General features: G+C 71.1%; 16 protein-coding genes. 12 read left to right on the top strand and 4 right to left on the bottom strand.

The features are described 5' to 3' along the window. Nucleotides 1-31: 31 nt before the first annotated feature. A complete protein-coding gene (locus tag ACILSK_RS16740) occupies nucleotides 32-1,354 on the bottom strand; it encodes an extracellular solute-binding protein (protein ID WP_395728311.1) in 1,323 nt (440 codons plus the stop codon). A gap of 371 nt (nucleotides 1,355-1,725) precedes the next feature. Here ACILSK_RS16740 and ACILSK_RS16735 point away from each other — a divergent pair, with 371 nt between their 5' ends. The 7 genes from ACILSK_RS16735 to ACILSK_RS16705 all read left to right on the top strand — a co-directional run bounded on the left by ACILSK_RS16735 (nucleotide 1,726) and on the right by ACILSK_RS16705 (nucleotide 7,696). Beyond that, nucleotides 1,726-2,325, top strand: a complete 600-nt coding sequence (locus ACILSK_RS16735; RefSeq protein ID WP_395728310.1) for a Rieske (2Fe-2S) protein — start codon at nucleotides 1,726-1,728, stop codon at nucleotides 2,323-2,325. A 70-nt stretch (nucleotides 2,326-2,395) separates the two neighbouring features. Beyond that, nucleotides 2,396-3,154, top strand: coding sequence for a response regulator transcription factor (locus tag ACILSK_RS16730; RefSeq protein WP_395728309.1), 759 nt, complete (start codon nucleotides 2,396-2,398; stop codon nucleotides 3,152-3,154). Then, nucleotides 3,132-4,715 (top strand): sensor histidine kinase, encoded by a 1,584-nt coding sequence (locus ACILSK_RS16725; RefSeq protein ID WP_395728308.1) that lies wholly within the window; start codon nucleotides 3,132-3,134, stop codon nucleotides 4,713-4,715. The genes ACILSK_RS16730 and ACILSK_RS16725 overlap by 23 nt, the downstream gene beginning before the upstream one ends. 77 nt (nucleotides 4,716-4,792) lie before the next feature. Further along, the gene (locus ACILSK_RS16720; RefSeq protein ID WP_395728307.1) at nucleotides 4,793-5,203 is read left to right on the top strand and encodes a hypothetical protein; all 411 of its coding nucleotides are present in this window, start codon (nucleotides 4,793-4,795) and stop codon (nucleotides 5,201-5,203) included. A gap of 40 nt (nucleotides 5,204-5,243) precedes the next feature. Further along, nucleotides 5,244-6,320, top strand: coding sequence for an alpha/beta fold hydrolase (locus ACILSK_RS16715; RefSeq protein WP_395728306.1), 1,077 nt, complete (start codon nucleotides 5,244-5,246; stop codon nucleotides 6,318-6,320). A 210-nt stretch (nucleotides 6,321-6,530) separates the two neighbouring features. Further along, a complete protein-coding gene (locus ACILSK_RS16710; RefSeq protein ID WP_395728305.1) occupies nucleotides 6,531-7,085 on the top strand; it encodes an RNA polymerase sigma factor in 555 nt (184 codons plus the stop codon). Between the two features lie 110 nt (nucleotides 7,086-7,195). Beyond that, a complete protein-coding gene (locus tag ACILSK_RS16705) occupies nucleotides 7,196-7,696 on the top strand; it encodes a VOC family protein (RefSeq protein ID WP_395728304.1) in 501 nt (166 codons plus the stop codon). 6 nt (nucleotides 7,697-7,702) lie between these two features. On the opposite strand, the gene ACILSK_RS16700 is transcribed toward ACILSK_RS16705, so the two are convergent. Then, the gene (locus ACILSK_RS16700) at nucleotides 7,703-8,899 is read right to left on the bottom strand and encodes a fatty acid desaturase family protein (protein ID WP_395728303.1); all 1,197 of its coding nucleotides are present in this window, start codon (nucleotides 8,897-8,899) and stop codon (nucleotides 7,703-7,705) included. A gap of 41 nt (nucleotides 8,900-8,940) precedes the next feature. After that, nucleotides 8,941-10,044, bottom strand: a complete 1,104-nt coding sequence (locus ACILSK_RS16695; protein WP_395728302.1) for a ferredoxin reductase — start codon at nucleotides 10,042-10,044, stop codon at nucleotides 8,941-8,943. A gap of 103 nt (nucleotides 10,045-10,147) precedes the next feature. On the opposite strand from ACILSK_RS16695, the gene ACILSK_RS16690 reads away from it, so the two are divergent. Continuing rightward, the gene (locus tag ACILSK_RS16690) at nucleotides 10,148-11,359 is read left to right on the top strand and encodes a PucR family transcriptional regulator (protein WP_395728335.1); all 1,212 of its coding nucleotides are present in this window, start codon (nucleotides 10,148-10,150) and stop codon (nucleotides 11,357-11,359) included. Nucleotides 11,360-11,407: 48 nt separating this feature from the next. Here ACILSK_RS16690 and ACILSK_RS16685 read toward each other — a convergent pair whose 3' ends face one another. After that, complete coding sequence (locus tag ACILSK_RS16685; RefSeq protein ID WP_395728301.1) at nucleotides 11,408-12,610, bottom strand: hypothetical protein; 1,203 nt, start codon at nucleotides 12,608-12,610, stop codon at nucleotides 11,408-11,410. Between the two features lie 317 nt (nucleotides 12,611-12,927). Between ACILSK_RS16685 and ACILSK_RS16680 the strand changes: the two genes are divergently transcribed. From ACILSK_RS16680 to ACILSK_RS16665, 4 genes are all read left to right on the top strand, one after another. After that, on the top strand, nucleotides 12,928-13,866 hold the full coding sequence (locus ACILSK_RS16680; protein WP_395728300.1) for a DNA-3-methyladenine glycosylase family protein: 939 nt from the start codon (nucleotides 12,928-12,930) through the stop codon (nucleotides 13,864-13,866). Nucleotides 13,867-14,116: 250 nt separating this feature from the next. Next, nucleotides 14,117-15,115 carry a C45 family autoproteolytic acyltransferase/hydolase gene (locus ACILSK_RS16675; RefSeq protein WP_395728299.1) on the top strand — a complete coding sequence of 333 codons (999 nt, stop codon included), beginning with the start codon at nucleotides 14,117-14,119 and terminating at the stop codon, nucleotides 15,113-15,115. Nucleotides 15,116-15,181: 66 nt separating this feature from the next. Continuing rightward, entirely contained in the window at nucleotides 15,182-15,433 is a 252-nt protein-coding gene (locus ACILSK_RS16670; protein WP_395728298.1) for a hypothetical protein, read from the top strand. Nucleotides 15,434-15,571: 138 nt separating this feature from the next. After that, entirely contained in the window at nucleotides 15,572-18,397 is a 2,826-nt protein-coding gene (locus ACILSK_RS16665) for a BTAD domain-containing putative transcriptional regulator (protein ID WP_395728297.1), read from the top strand. Nucleotides 18,398-18,406 lie beyond the last annotated feature (9 nt).

Below are 18,406 nucleotides of genomic sequence, written 5' to 3'. Positions count from 1 at the left end.
GCCGTCGATCCTCTCGAAGCGGTGGTATCGGTCAGTTCAGGCTGGCGTTGCGCTGATTGATCGAGTTCGCCGCGTTCGTCATGGTGGTCGTCGGATCGGCCCCGCTGGCCACCTGGAACTCGGCCAGACCCCAGTCCTCGAAGACGTTGGACATCTGCGGGATGTTGGGCATCGGGATGCCGTTCTTGCCGTAGTCGCCGAAGGCCTTGACGATCGCGTCGGCGGACGCCGTCTCCAGCGTCGGAATCCAGGCCGGCGTGCGCGGATCGACCGCGTACATCGCGTCCATGAACTCGGTGGTCTGCACCTCGTCGGACAGGAAGGTGGAGGCCAGCACCGGGTTCTTGGCGTTGTTCGGCTGGAAGAACGCGCGCACGCCGATGAACGGCTGCGAGACGTTCGAGCTGCCCGCCCAGTTGGGAACCGGGCAGACCATCAGGTTGTCGCCGAGCGCGGCCTTGGCGTCCGGGATCGCCCACGGACCGGTGATCCAGAAGGCCATCTTGCCGCCGTTGAAGGCGTCCTTGGCGTTGTCGAACGTCACGTTCGGCCCGATCACGCCCTCGGTGGCCAGCTGCTGCAGGCGGGTGGCGGCGGCGATGGAACCCGCACTACCGATGCCCATGTCCTTCGGGTCGAAGGTGCCGTCGGCGTTCTGCTTGAACGCGTACCCGCCGTCGGCGCTGAACAGCGGCTGCCAGTGGTAACCGTCACCGGTCGAACTGATCTGCAGGCCGATGCCGAGGCCGGCCGCGGAGGTGCCGGCGGCCTGCAGCTGCTTCGCGGTGGCCACGGCGTCGTCCATGGTGGCCGGGCAGGTCGGCGACAGCGACTTATTGGTCAGCAGTGCGACGTTCTCGGTCGCCCACGGCACGCCCATGATGGACCCGTTGTAGGTGACACCCTGCACGGCCGGTTTGGTGAACTTGTCGGTGTTGGCGCCCAGGTCGACCGGGGCCAGGATGCCGTTCTGCTGGAACCGGCCGATCTGGTCGTGCGGTCCCTCGAACACGTCGGGCACGTCGCCGCTGGTGTTGCCCTGGATCAGCGCGTTCTGCAGGTCGCTGGGACCGTTGAACAACCGCATCTGGCAGGTGACGCCGTTCTCGGACGCCCACTTCTCGCACAGCGGCTGGATCGCCTTGGCCGTGTTGGCCGAGTTGTCGGCCCAAACGACCAGGGTGGACGCGCTGTTGCCGCCGGCGGCGCCGCCGGTGGCCGCGGCCGAGCCGCTGGCCGCGCCGGACGCGGCCGAGGTGGCCGCGGCGCTGGTGGTGCTCGATGAACTGCTCCCGCTGCTACACGCGGAGATCACGAGTGGGACGGCGGCCAGCGTCAGGCCAACCTTGAGCATTCGACGCATTCTGTGCCCCTCTGCACTGAGATGGATGGGCGGCGGCCGGGCACCCGGACGGTCCCCGACGTGTGTGGACGTTGTGCCAGCGATCACAAACCTCTGTGACCAATGACGCAACTCGGCGCAAACCCCGTTGCCCGACTCGATTTAGCAGGCGCCCGCCACGGAATGGGTGGCGAAAAGACCGGCTCACCTGGGCCGTTCATGCTGAACCGATCTAGCAAGGTCCACTTGCCACCTCCCCGGCCGCGAAGCGGACGTTGCCGAATTGTGACCTGGCCTTTGCCCAGTCGTGTTCACATCCGGACACGTGGAGCAGTCTTTGAACCTTCACAGGTCCGCCGGCGAGTAAGCAGGTGAAGATCACCATGTCCCCCGCTTCGACCACCGCCGACCTGGAGGAAACGACCGTGCCGTCCGACCCGACCCGCCCGCTCCCCCGCCGCACCATGTTCGCCGTGTCCGGAACGGCCGTCCTGGCCGCAGCGGCCGCCTGTTCCTCCGGAACCGCGGCGACCGGTACCACCGCCGCGCCGAGTTCGGCCCCGGGCAGCCCATCCGCGTCCTCCGTTCCGGCGGGAGCCGCGTCCGCAGCCTCGGCGTCGACCCCGCCCGCCCCGCCGACCGCCGATGCGACGACGCCGGCTCCGCCGAGCGCCGCGGCGGGACCGGCCGAGCCGGCGCCCAGCGGAACCCCGGTGGCATCGGTCGCGGAGGTCCAGGCGGCCGGCTCTCTCGTCGTCGGCGAGAACGAGGACGCCTACCTCCTCGCGTACGCGGGCGACACGGTCGTCGCGCACACCGCGGTGTGCACCCATCAGCGATGCACGGTCGGCGCGAGCGGCCTGTGCCCGTGCCACCAGTCGCGCTTCGACGTGGCCACCGGCGCGGTGATCAACGGTCCGGCGCTGCGCCCGCTCGCCGAACGCGGGGTGACGGTCAGTGGCGGGCAGGTGTACCTGACCTGACTCCTGATCGCACAGGAACCGCACAGGTCTGCCCTAGAGCGGTCACACAGCGGACGCCCAGGATCGAGTCATGACCGCACCGAGCCCGTTGTCCAGCACCGCCACCCCGGCCGAACGGGCGGCCCTGCGCGGACCCGATGGCCGCCCCATCCGGGTGCTGGTCGTCGACGACGAGCAGGCGCTGTCCGAGCTGGTCAGCCTGGCCCTGCGGTATGAGGGCTGGCAGGTGCGGACCGCCGGTGACGGGACGTCCGCGATCGCCGCCGCGCGGGAATTCCGGCCCGACCTGGTGGTCCTCGACGTGATGCTGCCCGACATCGACGGGTTGGAGGTGCTCCGCCGGCTACGCGCGGACATCGAACGCATGCCCGTGCTGTTCCTCACCGCGAAGGACGACGTCAGCGACCGCATCGCCGGCCTGACCGCCGGCGGCGACGACTACGTCACCAAGCCGTTCTCCATCGAGGAACTGGTGCTGCGCCTGCGCGCCCTGCTCCGCCGCTCGCACCTGGCGCTCACCACCGACTCGTCGACGATCGTGGTCGGCGACCTGGTGCTCGACGAGGATTCCCGGGAGGTGCGACGCGGCGACGACCTGATCAACCTGACCGCCACCGAGTTCGAGCTGCTGCGCTTCCTGATGCGCAACCCCAAGCGGGTGATGTCCAAGGCGCAGATCCTGGACCGGGTCTGGAACTACGATTTCGGCGGCCAGGCCAATATCGTCGAGCTCTACATCTCGTATCTGCGCAAGAAGATCGACGCCGGGCGGGAACCGATGATCCACACCATGAGGGGCTTCGGTTATGTCCTCAAGCCGGCCGCCTGACTCGCCGACCGACGACACGGCCGTTCTGGTCGACCAGCCGCCGACCGGCGACCCGACCACGCAGCCGATCCGCTGGCCGCCGGCCGACTCGGCCCCCGCCCGGCGCGCGTGGTTCCGGCCGCGGGCGCCGCTGACCCTGCGCAACCAGCTCGTGGTCGGCATCGTGGCGCTCATCGTCGGGGTCTGCGCCGTCGTCGGGGTGACCACCGAGGTGTTCCTGTCCCGCTACCTGACCAAGCAACTGGACACCCAGCTGGCGCAGGCCAACCAATCGGCCACCGGGGGCCCGGACGGGCCCCGGTTCATCGCCGAGCCCTGCGGCTTCGGCCCGCGGGGTGGGTTCGGCCCACCGAGTGTCACGGCCTACATCCGGGGCGGGGAGGTCGTCAGCGCCGCCACGACCGACTACAAGAACGGCTGCACGGCGGCCAGTGCCGGGGTCGAGGCCGCCCTGCTGGCCTTCGCCCCGACCAGCAGCCCGCAGACCGTCGCGCTGCCCGGCCTGGACGGCAGCTACCGGGTGATGGCCACCACCAAGAACGGCGTCACGGTGGTCAGCGGGCTGTCCACCACGCAGGTCGACGGTTCGCTGTTCCAGGTGGCGATGATCCTGCTGATCGTCACCGGGGTGGCGCTGGTCGCCGGGGCCTTCGCCGTCATCTGGATCGTCGGGCGATCCCTGCGCCCGTTGGACCGGGTCGCCGCTACCGCACGGCAGGTCACCACGCTGCGGTTGGACCGGGGCGAGGTCGACCTCGGCGTCCGGGTACCCGCCCGGGACACCGACACCCGCACCGAGGTCGGGCAGGTCGGCGCGGCGCTGAACCAGATGCTCGGGCACGTCTCGGGCGCGCTCGAGTCACGGCAGGAGTCCGAGACCCGGGTGCGACAGTTCGTGGCCGACGCCTCGCACGAGCTGCGCACCCCGCTGGCCTCGATCCGCGGCTACGCCGAACTGGCCCGCCGGGACGAACACGACGCCGGGACGGTGAGCCATGCGCTGCGGCGGGTCGAATCCGAGTCGGCCCGGATGTCCACCCTGGTGGACGACCTGCTGCTGCTGGCCCGCCTGGATTCCGGGCGGCCGCTGTCCGCCGAGGATGTCGACCTGACCAAGCTGGCGATCGACGCGGTGTCCGACGCCCGGGTGGCGGGCCCGACCCACCGCTGGCTGCTGGACCTGCCGCAGGAACCGGTCACGATGACCGGCGACGGCGCCCGGCTGCACCAGGTGCTGGTCAACCTGCTGACCAACGCGCGCACGCACACCCCGGCCGGCACCGTGGTGTCCTGCGGCGTGCGGACCGAGCCCGGCCCGGGGGGCCGGTTCGCGGTGATCACCGTGACCGACAACGGGCCCGGCGTCCCCGCCGCGCTCCAGCCGAACATTTTCGGCCGGTTCGTCCGCGGCGACTCGTCCCGGTCCCGGGCGGCCGGCTCGACCGGGTTGGGTCTGGCCATCGTGTCCGCGGTGGTCGGCGCCCACGGGGGCAGCGTGTCGGTGGACAGCCGTCCCGGCCGGACGGTGTTCACCGTATGGCTGCCGGGCGCGCGCGGCTGAATGCCACCATTGGGCAGCGATAGGCTGTTCGGGCCCATTGAATCGTCTGACCCCTTTCGTTGGGATAGTGAGAGTCGATGCTGATCTTTCCCAGTGCGGAGTGGGTGGCTGCTTGGGTCTCGTCGACCAACGACGACGCAGATTTCCGCGCGGCCGGACAAGGATGGGTGGGCACGGTCGGTGTCGTCGTCCAGGACGGTCCGAAAGGTCGACCGAGTTTCATCCGGCTGAACGGACGGGAGGGACGATGGTCGAGCTACTCGGTCTTGAAGGCGCCGGATCCGGCCTCCGTCGAGCGCATTCGACTGACCGCCAGGTACGCCGTCTGGCAGCAGGTGATTCGACAGGAACTGAATCCTATTCGTGGCGTCCTGCAGGGACGAGTGATCGTCAGGGGTCACCTTCCAGATCTACTGCGGTACCGGGGCGCGATTCTCGTGATGTGCGAGAATGCCGGCCGAATGGACACGACTTTTCCCGTCGCGTAGTCGGCCGGCGACAGCTCGATCGATCCGGGCCGGATCGCTGATGGACGACACGCGCTACGCGGTCACCGACGACGGCGTGCACCTGGCGTATCAGGTGACCGGCGAGGGCCCCGTCGACCTGGTGATGGTGCCCGGATTCATCTCCCATGTGGAGCTACGTTGGCGAGAACCGGCACTGGCCCGCTTCCTCCGATACCTCGGGACCTTCAGCCGGGTGATCGGATTCGACAAGAGGGGAATGGGCCTCTCGGATCGCGATCCCGGCGATGTCACCCCATCGCTGGCCCAACGGGTCGCCGACATCCGGACGGTGATGGACGCCGCAGGAAGTCGGCGGGCTGCACTCTTCGCCTGGTCCGAGGGCGGGGCGACCGCCATTCGATTTGCCATCACCCACGCAGACCGCGCGGCGGCACTCATTCTGGTGGGGACCACCCCTCGCTTCTCCAGCGCGCCGGACTTTCCCGAGGGGATTCCGCGGGACCTGCTGGAAATGGCCGTCGACGTGTGGCAGGAGGAATGGGGCAGGGGTGTGTCGTTGCCACTGTATGCGCCCAGCGCGGTCGACGACCCGCGGTTCGCGGCTTGGTGGGCGGCATACCAACGACATTCGGCCAGCCCCGGGGCAGTTGCCAATTCGCTGATGATGCACTTCGACGTCGACGTGCGACCTGACTTGGCGAACCTACGGGTGCCCACGCTCATCATTCACCAAACCGATGACATGGTGATCCCGGTGACCTGCGCGCGGTACGCCGCGGCACACGTTCCCGGCTGCGCTTTTCGCGAACTGCCCGGCTCCGACCATATGTACTGGCTGGGTGATCAACGGGAGACCATCGACTCGATCCGGCACTTTCTCGGAGAATCAGTAGCCGGCCACGCGCTCAAGCTCCGCCGGCGGAGGCCATCGGTCGGCTGGGAGAGCTTGACCCCGATGGAACTGGAAGTGGCGCGGGCGGTCGGCGACGGGCTGACGACCCGACAGATCGCCGAACGCCTTTTCGTCTCCCCACGGACGGTGCAATCCCACATCACCAATGTCCTGCGCAAGCTCGATGCCAAAAAGCGCAGCGCGATCGCCGCTGAGGCGGCGCGCCGGTATCCGCCCGCCTGACCGTCGTCCAGGACCCCGGCCCTTCGTCCGTTGGCGCGGTCCTTGGCTCAATCTCCGCACTTTGGCGGAGGTTAACGGGTCACCTGCTGTTCGACCCTGGACTTCCACCGTCGAGCAGGGGGCACCGACATGCCGTCCACCAGCACTCCATTCCGACATCCCTCCGGTGACGAAACAGATCCCGGACGCGAGACCGAACGACTGATAGCAATGGCCGGGCGCAACGACTCAGCTGCCTGGACCGAACTCGTGCGCCGCTATTCGCCGTTGGTCAGGGCCGTCGCGCGCCAGCATCGGCTGGGGTCGTCCAGCGTGCACGACGTTGAGCAGAACGTTTGGATTCGCTGCCTGGAACATCTCAACGACCTGCGCGATCCCGCGGCCCTACCCGGATGGCTCAGGACGACGGCGCATCGCGAGGCGATGCGACTGACCGCAGCCGAGCGACGCGTCATCCCAACGGACCCGGTGGTGTTGGGTCGGATAGTGGAATCGAACACCGGCCCGGATGCGAGCGCCCGCATTCTGCGTTGCGAAGCCGACCAGGCGGTGCGGGAGGGTCTGGCCGAGCTTCCCGATGCCCAGCGAGAGTTGCTGGGAAGGATGTATGCGCGGGCCGGAGTTGGCTACCGGGAACTGAGCCTGACGATGGGTATCCCGACCGGGAGCATCGGGCCGACCAGGGCCCGCACATTGGCCAAACTCCGCAGGACCACCGCCCTGCGTCGCTACCTGGGATCATCCACGGACCGGGACACCGCATGACCAGAGGCATGGTCGCCTTTGCGCAGGCGACGCCGGGCGGGCACGTCAGGTCATACTGATGTGGAGACGGGCGGCTCGACTCGCCCGGCATCGACGGAAGGGCGGCAGCGATGAGCGGAGCGGCGGACCCACAGAGCTTCGAAGACCGGCGCGCGGTCCTGCGGAACCAGTACCTGATGCCGCCCGGCGAGCGGCCGGCGTCGGCCGCCCGGGGCCTGCACCACACCGCTCTACTGGCCGGCGACGTCGAGCGAACCATCCGGTTCTACCAGGACCTGCTCGAGTTCCCGCTGACCGAACTGATCGAGAACCGGGACTACGCCGGATCGTCACACTTCTTCTTCGACATCGGCAACGGCAACCTGCTGGCGTTCTTCGACTTCCCGGGGCTGGACGTCGGCCCCTATCAGGAGGTACTCGGCGGCCTGCACCACATGGCCATCAGCGTCGCCCCGGACAAGTGGGAGCGGTTGCGGGACAAGCTCACCGACGCGGGGGTCGAGCTCGTGGAACACAGCGAGGTGTCGCTGTACTTCCGCGATCCCGACGGCGCCCGCATCGAGTTGATCGCCGACCCGCTCGGCGAGATGTACGGCTCGAAGGTGCTGTGAGCCGGCTCAGACCGCGACCGGCTGCGGGGCGAGTCCGTAGGCCGCCCGCCGCTGCTGGAGCATCCCGGGCGACGGCAGGGCGCGGGCCGGCCGGCGCCGCTTCAGCTTGACCGCGAGCTCGTTCGGCAGCGACAGCCGGAACACCTTGCCCCAGGCGGAGCCGACCTGCTTGGGCAACGGGCCGGTGACGTAGTGCAACCCGTAGTCGTCGAAGATCTGCCGCACCTTCGGCGCGATCTCCTGATACCGGTTGCTGGGCAGGTCGGGGAACAGGTGGTGTTCGATCTGGTACGACAGGTTGCCGGTCATGATGTGCATCGCCTTGCCGCCGGAGATGTTGGCCGAGCCGAGCATCTGCCGCAGGTACCACTCGGCCTTGGTTTCGCCGTCGATGGAACGCTTCTCAAACGTCTCGACGCCCTCCGGGAAGTGGCCGCAGAGGATCACCGAGTTGGTCCACAGGTTGCGGACGAGGTTGGCGGTGGCGGTGGCGGCCATGGTGCTCAGGAAGGCCGGCCCGGTCAGCAGCGGGTGCACCACGTAGTCCTTGAGGGCCTGCTTGCCGATCTTGCGGAGCACCTGCCGGGTCCGGGCCTTGAACTCCGGATCGGATCGGCGCTTGCGTGAGCTCAGGTTCTTGCCGAGCTCGAGATCGTAAGCAGCAATGCCGAACTCGAAAAAGCAGGCATTGATGAAGCACCACAGCGGCTGCGCCAGGTAGATCGGGTGCCAGCGCTGATCCTCGTCGACGCGCATGATCCCGTAGCCGAGATCGTTGTCCCGGCCGATGACGTTCGTGTAGGTGTGGTGCAGTTCGTTGTGGGCGTGCTTCCACTGCTCGGCCGGGGAAGCGTTGTCCCATTCCCAGGTGGTCGAGTGGATTTTCGGGTCCCGCATCCAGTCCCACTGCCCGTGCATGACGTTGTGCCCGATCTCCATGTTCTCCAGGATCTTGGCCACCGACAGTCCCGCGGTGCCCAGGATCCAGGCCGGCGGGAAAAGCGAGGCGAACAGCACGATCCGGCTGCCCAGCTCGAGCTTGCGCTGCACGTCGATGACCCGCCGGATGTAGGCGGCGTCCCGTTCACCACGGGACTCGACCACCTCGGCCCGGATCACGTCGAGCCGGCGGCCGATCTCGGTGATGTCGTCGGCGGTCAGATGGGCGATGGGGTTGACGTCCTTGCGCTGCATGACGGTCATCGAATTGCTGAGCTCCCTCGATTGCTAGGAATGGCGGTGATTCAGTTGTCGATCTGGCAGGGTCCGGCGGCGGACGACACACAGGTCTGCACCAGCACACCGTCACCCGGCGCCGCGCGGGTGATCTCGCCGCTGCGCAGATCGCGGACCGTGCCGTCACGAAGGGGCAGGACGCACGAGAAGCAAATGCCCATCCGGCATCCCGACGGCATCAGCACGCCGGACGCCTCCGCGGCATCCAGGATGGACGATGTCCCGGCACACTCGACGGCCGCCCCGCTGACCGTGAACTCGACCGTGCCACCCTCGCCCGGGGCCGCCAGCCGCGTCCGGAACCGTTCGGTGTGCAGGCGCTGCTCGGAATGCAGATCCGCCCAGTAGGTCTCGATCTCGTCGAGCAGCCCGGCCGGCCCGCAGGCCCAGGATTCGCGTTCGATCAGATCCGGTACCAGCGACTGCAATTCGTCCATGGCCAGCCGGCCGGCCTGTCCGGTGTGCTTCTCGACGAGCCGGATCCGGCCGCCCGCCGCCAGCTCCCGCAGCTCCGGACCGAAGAGGACGTCGCCCTGGGTGGTGTCGGAGTGCACCAGCACGACGTCCCGGAGCCGCTGCAGGCCCGAACGCAGCATGCCGATCACCGGGGTGATGCCGCTGCCTCCGGTGATGAACAGCACCTTCGGCGGCGCCGGATCGGGCAGCACGAAGTCGCCGCAGGCCTGGTCCAGGTGCACCAGGTCGCCGGGGGCGAGTCGCTGGGCCAGATGGGCGCTGACGATCCCGCCGGGCACCGCCCGGGCGGTCATGGAGATGGTGCCGTCCGGGGTGACAGGTGGGCTGGTGATCGAGTACGACCGCCAGCGCCGGATCCCGTCGACGTCCAGGCCTACCCGGACGTACTGGCCCGGGACGTGGGGTCGCCACGCCGCACCGGGTCGCAGCACCACGGTGACCGCGTCGCCGGCTTCTGGCCGGACCGCGACCACCTTCCCCCGCAGATCCGCGCCACGGCGCAGCGGGTGGAACATGTCCAGGTAGTCCTCGGGGCGCCGGGGCGAGGCCATCGCATCGGCGACCGACCACAGCCGGCGGCGCAGACGGTCGCGAACCCCGCGGTCGCGCTCTGTTCCCCCGTTGGTTGTGGTCATAGGAGCTACTCTGCCTGTTGTCGACGACTAGTTTCCTGCGTCGGCGACGTGAAAAAGCGGACTGATCTTGTTCGCAACGAACAAAAGGTGACTCAAGGTGAGTATTGACGACGGCGGTCGGGTCACCACCGGTGCCGGTGACCTCGACCTCGGCGACCGAACGCTCGCGTTGCTGAGGTCGCGGCTGCCGGCGGTGGCCGAGCTGACCGTGCAGGCCATCATCGAACAGGTGCCGCCCTACACGGACGCGCTGTCCGGGCCGATCGGCGCGAACATCCGATCGGCGGTCGAGCTGGCCCTCGGTGGCTTCCTCAAAGTGGCGGCGCGGCCCAGCGGGGCCACCGCGGGGCCGCGCTCGCCCGTGCTCGACGGTGCGTACGCGCTGGGCCGGGGCGAGGCGCGGGCCGGCCGGTCGATGGAGGCACTGCTGGCCGCCTACCGGATCGGCGCCCGGGAGTCCTGGCGGCAGTTCTCCCGGGCGGCCGTCGAGACCGATCTGGCGGCCGACACCATGGCCCGGTTCGCCGAACTCGTGTTCGCCTACATCGACGAGCTGTCCGCCGCCAGTGCCGCCGGCCACACCGACGAGCTCGCCACGACCGGCCGGGTTCGCGAGCGATACCTGAACCTGTTGGTCCGCGGCCTGCTGGCCGGCGAGTCGGCAACCCGCCTGGCCGAGGCCGCCGATCGCGCGGGATGGCGCCCGACCACGACCCTGGCCGCGGTCGTTCTGCCCACCGGACACGCATCCCGCGCGGTGACCAGCCTGGACGACCGCACCCTGCGCTCCGACGAGTTGCCCGGGCTGGCGCCGGACGAGCAGTCGGAATTGACCCTGCTGCTCGTCCCGGACGCCGATGGCGCCGGCCGGGCCGGCGTCTCCCGGGCCCTGCGCGGCTTGAGCGCGTCGCTCGGGCCGGCGAAACCCTGGACCCTGGCCCGGCTGTCGTATCAACGGGTGCTACGGGCCCGGCGGTTGACGCTGCCCGGCGCCGGGGGGCTGATCGACACCGAGGAGCAGCTGACGGCGCTGGTCGTCACGGCCGACCCCGATGCGTTGGCCGACCTGCGGGCCCAGGTGCTCGCCCCGCTCGCCGGCCTCCGATCGGCCAGCGCCGATCGTCTGGTGGAAACCCTGCGCGCCTGGTTGCTCCACCACGGCCGGCGGGACGAAATCGCACGGGCGCTGCACGTGCACCCGCAGACCGTCCGGTACCGGGTCGGTCAGCTGCGCGAGCTCTTCGGTGACCGGTTGGACGACCCGGACACCGTCGCCGCCCTGACCGTCGCGCTGGTCAACCCCGGCCCGGGGTGATCTGCGCGACCCGGGACGACCCGGATCGGTCGGCGAGGACGGCCGAGCTCAGGAGGTTGGCGGCGCCTGATCGGCGCCGGTGGGCGGCGTCAGGCCCGGCGGCCGCTCCATGCCATCAGGCGGCTGCATGCCCTCGGGTGGCTCCAGGCCGGATCCGCCGCGGCCGGACCCGGACTCACCCGCACCCGCCGCACCGCCGAAGCCGCCGGTGCTGCCCGAGGTGACCGCGGTCGCGCTGGCGGTGTCGCCGGCCACGGTGGCCAGCACCCGGACCGTGGCGCCCTGGGTCAGGCCGGAGACGTCGACCCCGGAGCCGATCGCGTACGTCGAGGTGTAGCCGTCCGCGCTCTTCACCGTGATGGAGTCGGCGGCGACCGCAGTCAGCTCGCCGGTCTGCAGGCGCATGGTCTGGGTGCCGCTGCCGCTCGACACCACGAAGTCACCGTGCAGCGCATTTGCCAGCGCCATCGCGCCGGCCGACCCGCCGCGCATCCCGCCGCCGTCGAAGCGCCCGGTCTCTCCGCCCCCGGCGCCCGGACCTCCGCTGAAACCGGCCTGGGTGGTGTCGCTGTTCGACGAGGCGTTGGCCGCGGAGACAGCGGCGACGCCGCCGATCGCGACGACGCCGGCGAGGACTCCGCCGGCGGTGACCTTCTGCCAGGTCTTCCACCGGGACGGCGGCTTGTCGGGATCCGGCGCGGCCGGCGCACCCCAGGTCGGCGGCTGACCCGCTCCGGCCGGTGCACCCCAGGATGCCGCCACGTCCGGTGCACCGTGGGCACCCGCGGACGACGGCGGCCCGAGCGGCGCCTCGGGTGCCCACGACCCGCCACCGACGGCGCCGGTGGCCGCGTTCTGCCACCCGGGTTGATGGGCGGATCCCCATTCCGGCCGGCCGAAGTCGGTGGTCGGTGCGGCCGTCGATCCTGGTGGAGCCGCCCATGGGTGCGGCTGACCGTCACCCGGAGGAAGTGCGGTCGAGCCGCCCGGGTCTGCCCATGACGGTGCTTCCGGCCGCTCCGGCCCGGCGGGCGGCGGCCGATCGACCATGCCCGGCTGCCCGACCGGGTCCGGCCGCATCCCGGCGGGCTCGACGGGCTCGACGGGCTCGACGGGCGCCAGGTACGAGCCCGGTGCGGCCGCGAACGGCGAGATGAATGCCCAGGTCCCGGTCGTCTCGGTGGCCTCTGATCGAGCCGGCGGCCCGATCTCGGCGTCCGGTTCGGGACGTTCTTCGTCGTTGCGAGTCATGTGTTGCTCCTTGCTCGGCCGGACCAGGGGCGGCCCCCGGCGTTCCGGCTCGGCCGGCCCGAGCCGGCCCGAGACGCGGCGGGGCCGAGTTCGAGGGTGGTGGGGGCGCCTGTCCGGAAGCTGTGCGGACGGTGTCGGAGCGATGAGGCGCTCGGTGACCTCCCCCACCCGGAGGCGGCCTCGTCGTCGGCCGCCGCCGCCGCATGGCAACTCCCGTCGGGCGAACGCGACTCCTGATCGACCTGGCGCCGGGGTTCACCCGACGGGAGTTCCGTGGGGGCGGCCCGGAGCCGGACGGCCGTGGCACAGTGGCGGGCGTGACCGAGGCGCCCTCCACCGGCCAGCCGCTGGTCAACACCTGGCTGCCCCCGCATCCGGTCGACCCGGCGCAGACCCTGTGGCCGATCCGCCGCGGCACGCAGGACCCGACGATGCGGTTCGACCCCGGCGGCATCTGGCGCACGTCGCTCACCCCAGCCGGACCGGTCACGCTGCACCTGGACACGCAGGTCCGCGGCGAGGTGCGGTCCGCAGCCTGGGGGCCCGGAGCCGCGTGGGCGACCGCGCAGGTGCCCGAACTGCTCGGTGCCGACGACGACTGGTCCGATCTGGACACGAGCACCCACCCGGTGCTGGCGCGCAGCCGCCGCGCCCATCCGGGGCTGCGGATCCCCCGCACCACGGTGGTGTTCGAGGCGGTGGTGCCGGCGGTGCTGGAACAGCGGGTGGTCGGCGCGGACGCGCGTCGCTCGTGGCGAGACCTGGTGACCCGCTTCGGCTCTCCCGCTCCCGGGCCCGCCCCCGCCGGCATGCTGGTGGCGCCGGCGGTCGAGCAGTGGCGCCGCATCCCGTCCTGGGAGTGGCACCGGGCGAACGTCGACCCGGGGCGCGCGGCCACCGTGCTGCGGGCGGCCAAGGTTGCCGACGGCCTGCAGCGCACCGTCGAGCGCGGCCGCGGGGGCCCGGACGTCACCGCGGCCCTGCGCAGCGTCCCGGGGATCGGCGTCTGGACCGCGGCCGAGATCGTGCAGCGCGCGCACGGCGACCCGGACACCGTCAGCGTCGGCGACTACCACCTACCCGCCCTGGTCGGCTGGGCGCTGATCGGCCGTCCGGTCGACGACGACGGCATGCTCGAGCTGCTCGAGCCGTGGCGGGGGCACCGGCAGCGGGTGATGCGGTTGATCGAATCCAGCGGCGTGCGGAAGCCCCGTTTCGGCCACCGCGCACCGCGGGTCGACCACCGCCACCACTGAGCCGCCCACGAGCGCCACCCGCCCGGCGACCGGTCCGTCCGTCCCGAATCACCCACGTGCGGTGGTGCCGGTCGCTGCCGCGCTGTGTCCGAGCGCGCCCGTCCCCGACCCGGCCGGCTCGGGGCCCGCCGGCCGCGGCCGATCAGGGAACGGGCAGGGCAGCGGCGGAGTCCGGCCGGTCCGTCCGTCCCGAATCACCCATGTCAGGCTCTCCTTGACAAGGATTCGATGTCAAGGAACTCTTGACACCGTGACCCACCCCGATTCGCTGACCTTCCACCACATCAACGAACCCGTGCCCGGTGAGCGCTGGCAACTGCTGTTCCAGGCCCTGTGGCCCGGCTACCGGTCCTGGTACCTGCAGGACGGCGACGCGGCCCGGCCCGATCTGACCCGCGCGGCAGATGCGTTGCGGCGCTTCATGCCCGAGCTCGTCCCGACCTGGCGCAGGCTCGTCGAACTGGCCGATGGCGATCCGACCGCGGCCCGGATGCTGACCCTGTTCGACCCACCGCGGTTCCTGCCCGGCTGCGCCCAGCTCGCGGTGCGCCACCCGGAGCCGACGCTCGTCCGCAACTACGACTACCACCCGGATCTGCTCGAAAGGGTGATCTATTCAAGCCGTTTCGCCGACCGCTGGGTGATCGGCACCGGCGACTGCCTGTGGGGTCTGCTGGACGGGATGAACGACGACGGGTTGGCCGTGTCGCTGACCTTCGCCGGCGAGCGGGGCAGCGGACCGGGTTTCGGTATTCCGCTGGTGGTCCGCTACCTGCTGGAGACGGCTGCGACGATCGCCGATGGGGTGGATGTGCTGCGCCGGGTGCCAGTGCACATGGCCTACAACCTGATGCTGCTCGACCGGCGCGGCCGGAGCTGCACGGTGCTGGTGCGGCCCGGCCGACCGGCCGAGGTGTTCGACCTGCCGGCGGTGACCAACCACCGCGGCACGACGCCGCTCGACCCGGCGCACGCGGCCCGGTTCCGGAGCGTGGAGCGCCAGCGGGCCCTGTTCGATCTGCTCGATGCCGGAGCCCACCGGGGCGACGTCGTCGACGCCTTCCTGCGACCGCCGCTGTACAACACCGAGTTCGAGCGTGGGTTCGGCACGCTGTACACCGCCGCCTACCGCCCGGCGGCGGGCACCGTCGACTACGCCTGGCCCGGGTCCCGGTGGCAGCTGGGTTTCGACTCCCCGCCGGGCATCCACGACGCCCGGTACCGCGGCGCGGTCGATGCCCTCGCTTGAAGCAGGCCGCCCGCTGCGGCAGTGTCGTCCGGACACGACCGGAACGCAGCGGGAGGGAACCGTCGAATGTGGAGCCGCGAGGAGTTGGCCGGAGCAGACTCCGACGAGCTGGCCGAACTGGCCGAACTGGCCATGCGGACCCTGGCCGACCGCGGCGAACCGGCCGCGTTCACGCATCTGCTGCGGATGACGGCGGTGGCCGGCGAGTGCGTGGGCATCGCCGCGCGGTCCACCGCGGCCGCCGGTTCGTGGGCCGGCGTCGGCGAGCTGGCCGGCACCACCCGGCAGGCGGCCTGGGAGCGTTGGCGGGCGCACTGAACGGAACGTCACCGGGCCGGCGATCCCCCGCCCGGGTAGTCGGCCGAGCTTGCGAGGCCACCATGGGGGCAGTAGGACCGCGCAGGCAATCTGGCGATGCCGGAGCCTGGTTGTTCAGCGCGGTCCTACGCTGAGGCGGTGGAGATCCGGGACCTCGGACCGCTCATGGTCGAGCTGGACGGGTTGCCGACGGCCATCGGCAACGGGCGGCTCGCCGCCGTGTTGAGCCCGCTGGCGAACCGGGTCGGCGAGGTGCTCACCCCGGCGATCCTGATCGACGCGGTCTGGGGACCCCAGCCGCCGCCGAAGGCCGGGCAGCTGCTCGAGTCGGTGATCTGGCGGCTGCGCAAGGAACTGGAACCGGGCCGAGCGGCGCGTGCCGAGCCGGTGGTGCTGCGCCGCGAACCACTGGGCTATCGACTCGACCTGCCGGCGTCCGCCGTTGATTCGGCCCACCTGCGGACGGTCGTCCCTCAGCTGCGGGAGTGGGCCGCGGCCGGCCGGTTCGACCGGGTGCTGGACAGATCGGCGGCGGTACTGGCGTTGTGGCGCGGCGAACCGTACGCGGAGGTGCCCGACACCGGCTGGCTGACGCCCGCCCGGCACCGGCTGTCGACCGCGCGGCTGGACGTCGCCGAGCTCCGGGTGCAAGCCCTGCTCGACCTCGGCCGGCCGGAGGAGGCCATCGGCGATGTCGACCCCTTGATCGCGGATCATCCGCTGCGCGAACGGCTCTGGGCGTTGCGGATCACCGGCCTGTACCGGGCGGGGCGGCAGTCCGATGCGCTGACCGCATTCCAGCGGATCCGCGGGCTGCTCGCCGACGAGCTCGGCGTCGACCCCGGAACGGAGTTGCGGGAACTCCACCATCGCGTCCTGGGCCACGACCCTGACCTCGACCGCCGGCGCCCCGTCGCGGTGACGGCCGGCACCCTGCCACGGCGCCGCGCCTCGCTGATCGGACGCGACGCCGACGTCGCCCGGCTGACCGGCGCGCTGGCCGGCACGCCGCTGATCACCCTGGTCGGCCCGGGCGGCGTGGGTAAAACCCGGCTGGCCGTCGAGGTCGGGCACGCGGCGCACGCGTCGTTCCCCGACGGGGCCTGGTTCGTCGATCTGGCGCCGATCGGCGCCGATCTGCTCGGCGGCACCCTCGCGGGCGCGTTCGAACTGACCGGGCCGCCGGGACGGAACCCGGTCGCGGCCGTCACCGACTTCCTCAGCGACCGCACCACCCTGATCGTGCTGGACAACTGCGAGCACCTTGTCGCGGCGGCGGCTGAGGTGGTCGACGAGATCGTCGCGCGTTGCCCCGGCGTTCGGGTGCTCGCCACCAGCCGGGAACCGCTGGATGCCGCGGGCGAGCTGATTCATCCGGTCGGCCCGCTGCCGATCGACGGCACCGGCGCCGCGCCCGGCCCGGCGGAGCAGCTATTCGTCGAACGGGTCGGCTCCGCGGCCGATCTCGACCCGTCCGGTTCCGACGGCGAGCTGATCGGGCGGATCTGCCGGGCCGTCGGCGGCCTGCCGCTGGGCATCGAGTTGGCCGCGGCCCAGGTCCGGACCTTCGAACTGGCGGAGATCGTCCGGTCGCTGGAACGAAATCCGGCCGAGCTGGCCCGGCCGGGCACCGGGCCGCGCCGGCAGGCCTCGCTGTGGGAGACGGTCGACTGGGGGTACCGGTTGGCTCGCGCGGACGAGCAGGCCCTGCACCGGCGGTTGGCCGTGATCCCGGGCCAGTTCACCCTCGATCTGGCCGCAGCGCTGTGCGAACGGCCGCCGCTGCACCCGGATGCGGCGCTGAGCCTGGTCGGCGGCCTGGTGCACCGGTCCCTGCTCACCTCGAGCCGGCCGTCCCGGCCGGGCGGCCCGACCACCTTTCACCAACTGGTGCCGATCCGCGCCCACGCGGCCGACCTGCTGGATTCCGGGGAGCGGGCGGCCGTGGAGATCGCCCGCGACCGATGGTTTTCCGCGCGGCTGGCCGGTGCGCCGATCGACGGACGACCGGGTCACACCGCCGTCCTGCACTGGCTGGACGACGATTCCGCGGCATTGCACGCCACTCTCGAATCGATGCTGGTCCGCAACCCCGACCGGGCCGCGTTCGGCCTCGTCAACGGGCTGTTCCTCTACTGGTACGACCGGGGACGGCTCGCCGAGGCGCAGCACTGGGCCGCCCTGCTCCGGGCGAGCACGGACCGGCTCGTGGCGGATCCGACGGACCGGGCCCTGGCCGATGCGGCGGCCGGAAGCGTGCTGGCCATGCGTCACCGCGGCGACGAGGCCGCGCCGCTGTTGCGCGGTTCCCGGCCGATCCTGGCCGCGGCCCCGGCGGACCGACGCGACGACGTCGCCGCCGCCCTGCTGGTGGCGGCCGCCGCGGCGTGGACCGGTGACATCTGGGACGTCGCCGCCGATTTCGTCGACACCGCGTTGGCGCTGGGCCGATCCGCCGAGCTCCCGCACCTGACCATGGCGGCGCGCGGGATCCGGTCGGCGAACTGGAGCCTCACCGGCGACCGGTCGGCCGGGATCGCCGAGGCCAGGCAGGTTCTGCGCGACAACGAGGCGCTGGGCAACGACATCGCCGCGCTCTTCGCGCTCGTCACGCTGACCGTGACGACCCTGATGGGCGGCGACCCGGTGGGCGCCCTGGGCTACTCCGACGAGCTGCTGCTGACGCATCGCCGGCTGGGCGCGCTGGCCGTCAGCGACACCATCGAAACCCGCGCCTCGATCCGTGCGGCCGCCGGGGATGCGGCCGAGGCCATCCGCTGTCTCGGCGCGTCCGCCGCGTTGAACCGGCGACTGGGCCGGGACTGGCCGTGGCACGAGTTCACCCCGGCGGTGCTGGACGATCTGCGGAACCGGGTCCCACCCGACGATTTCATGACCTATTGGGCCAGCGGTGAACGGCTCGGTCTCGGCGATCCCGCCCGGTTCACCCCCGAGTGGATCTGACGTCAGGTC

The sequence above is a fragment of the Nakamurella sp. genome (genome assembly GCF_044224575.1).
Taxonomy (GTDB): Bacteria; Actinomycetota; Actinomycetes; order Mycobacteriales; family Nakamurellaceae; genus Nakamurella.
This window is presented reverse-complemented; position numbering and strand designations above follow the sequence as displayed.

Bases quoted from the DNA above. Each gene is read 5' to 3' on its own strand.
- ACILSK_RS16735 (WP_395728310.1), top strand. From the start codon at position 1,726: ATGTCCCCCGCTTCGACCACCGCCGACCTGGAGGAAACGACCGTGCCG.
- ACILSK_RS16695 (WP_395728302.1), bottom strand. From the start codon at position 10,044: ATGACCACAACCAACGGGGGAACAGAGCGCGACCGCGGGGTTCGCGAC.
- ACILSK_RS16730 (WP_395728309.1), top strand. From the start codon at position 2,396: ATGACCGCACCGAGCCCGTTGTCCAGCACCGCCACCCCGGCCGAACGG.
- ACILSK_RS16700 (WP_395728303.1), bottom strand. From the start codon at position 8,899: ATGACCGTCATGCAGCGCAAGGACGTCAACCCCATCGCCCATCTGACC.
- ACILSK_RS16685 (WP_395728301.1), bottom strand. From the start codon at position 12,610: ATGACTCGCAACGACGAAGAACGTCCCGAACCGGACGCCGAGATCGGG.
- ACILSK_RS16725 (WP_395728308.1), top strand. From the start codon at position 3,132: ATGTCCTCAAGCCGGCCGCCTGACTCGCCGACCGACGACACGGCCGTT.
- ACILSK_RS16710 (WP_395728305.1), top strand. From the start codon at position 6,531: ATGGCCGGGCGCAACGACTCAGCTGCCTGGACCGAACTCGTGCGCCGC.
- ACILSK_RS16720 (WP_395728307.1), top strand. From the start codon at position 4,793: ATGCTGATCTTTCCCAGTGCGGAGTGGGTGGCTGCTTGGGTCTCGTCG.
- ACILSK_RS16670 (WP_395728298.1), top strand. From the start codon at position 15,182: ATGTGGAGCCGCGAGGAGTTGGCCGGAGCAGACTCCGACGAGCTGGCC.
- ACILSK_RS16705 (WP_395728304.1), top strand. From the start codon at position 7,196: ATGAGCGGAGCGGCGGACCCACAGAGCTTCGAAGACCGGCGCGCGGTC.
- ACILSK_RS16740 (WP_395728311.1), bottom strand. From the start codon at position 1,354: ATGCTCAAGGTTGGCCTGACGCTGGCCGCCGTCCCACTCGTGATCTCC.
- ACILSK_RS16715 (WP_395728306.1), top strand. From the start codon at position 5,244: ATGGACGACACGCGCTACGCGGTCACCGACGACGGCGTGCACCTGGCG.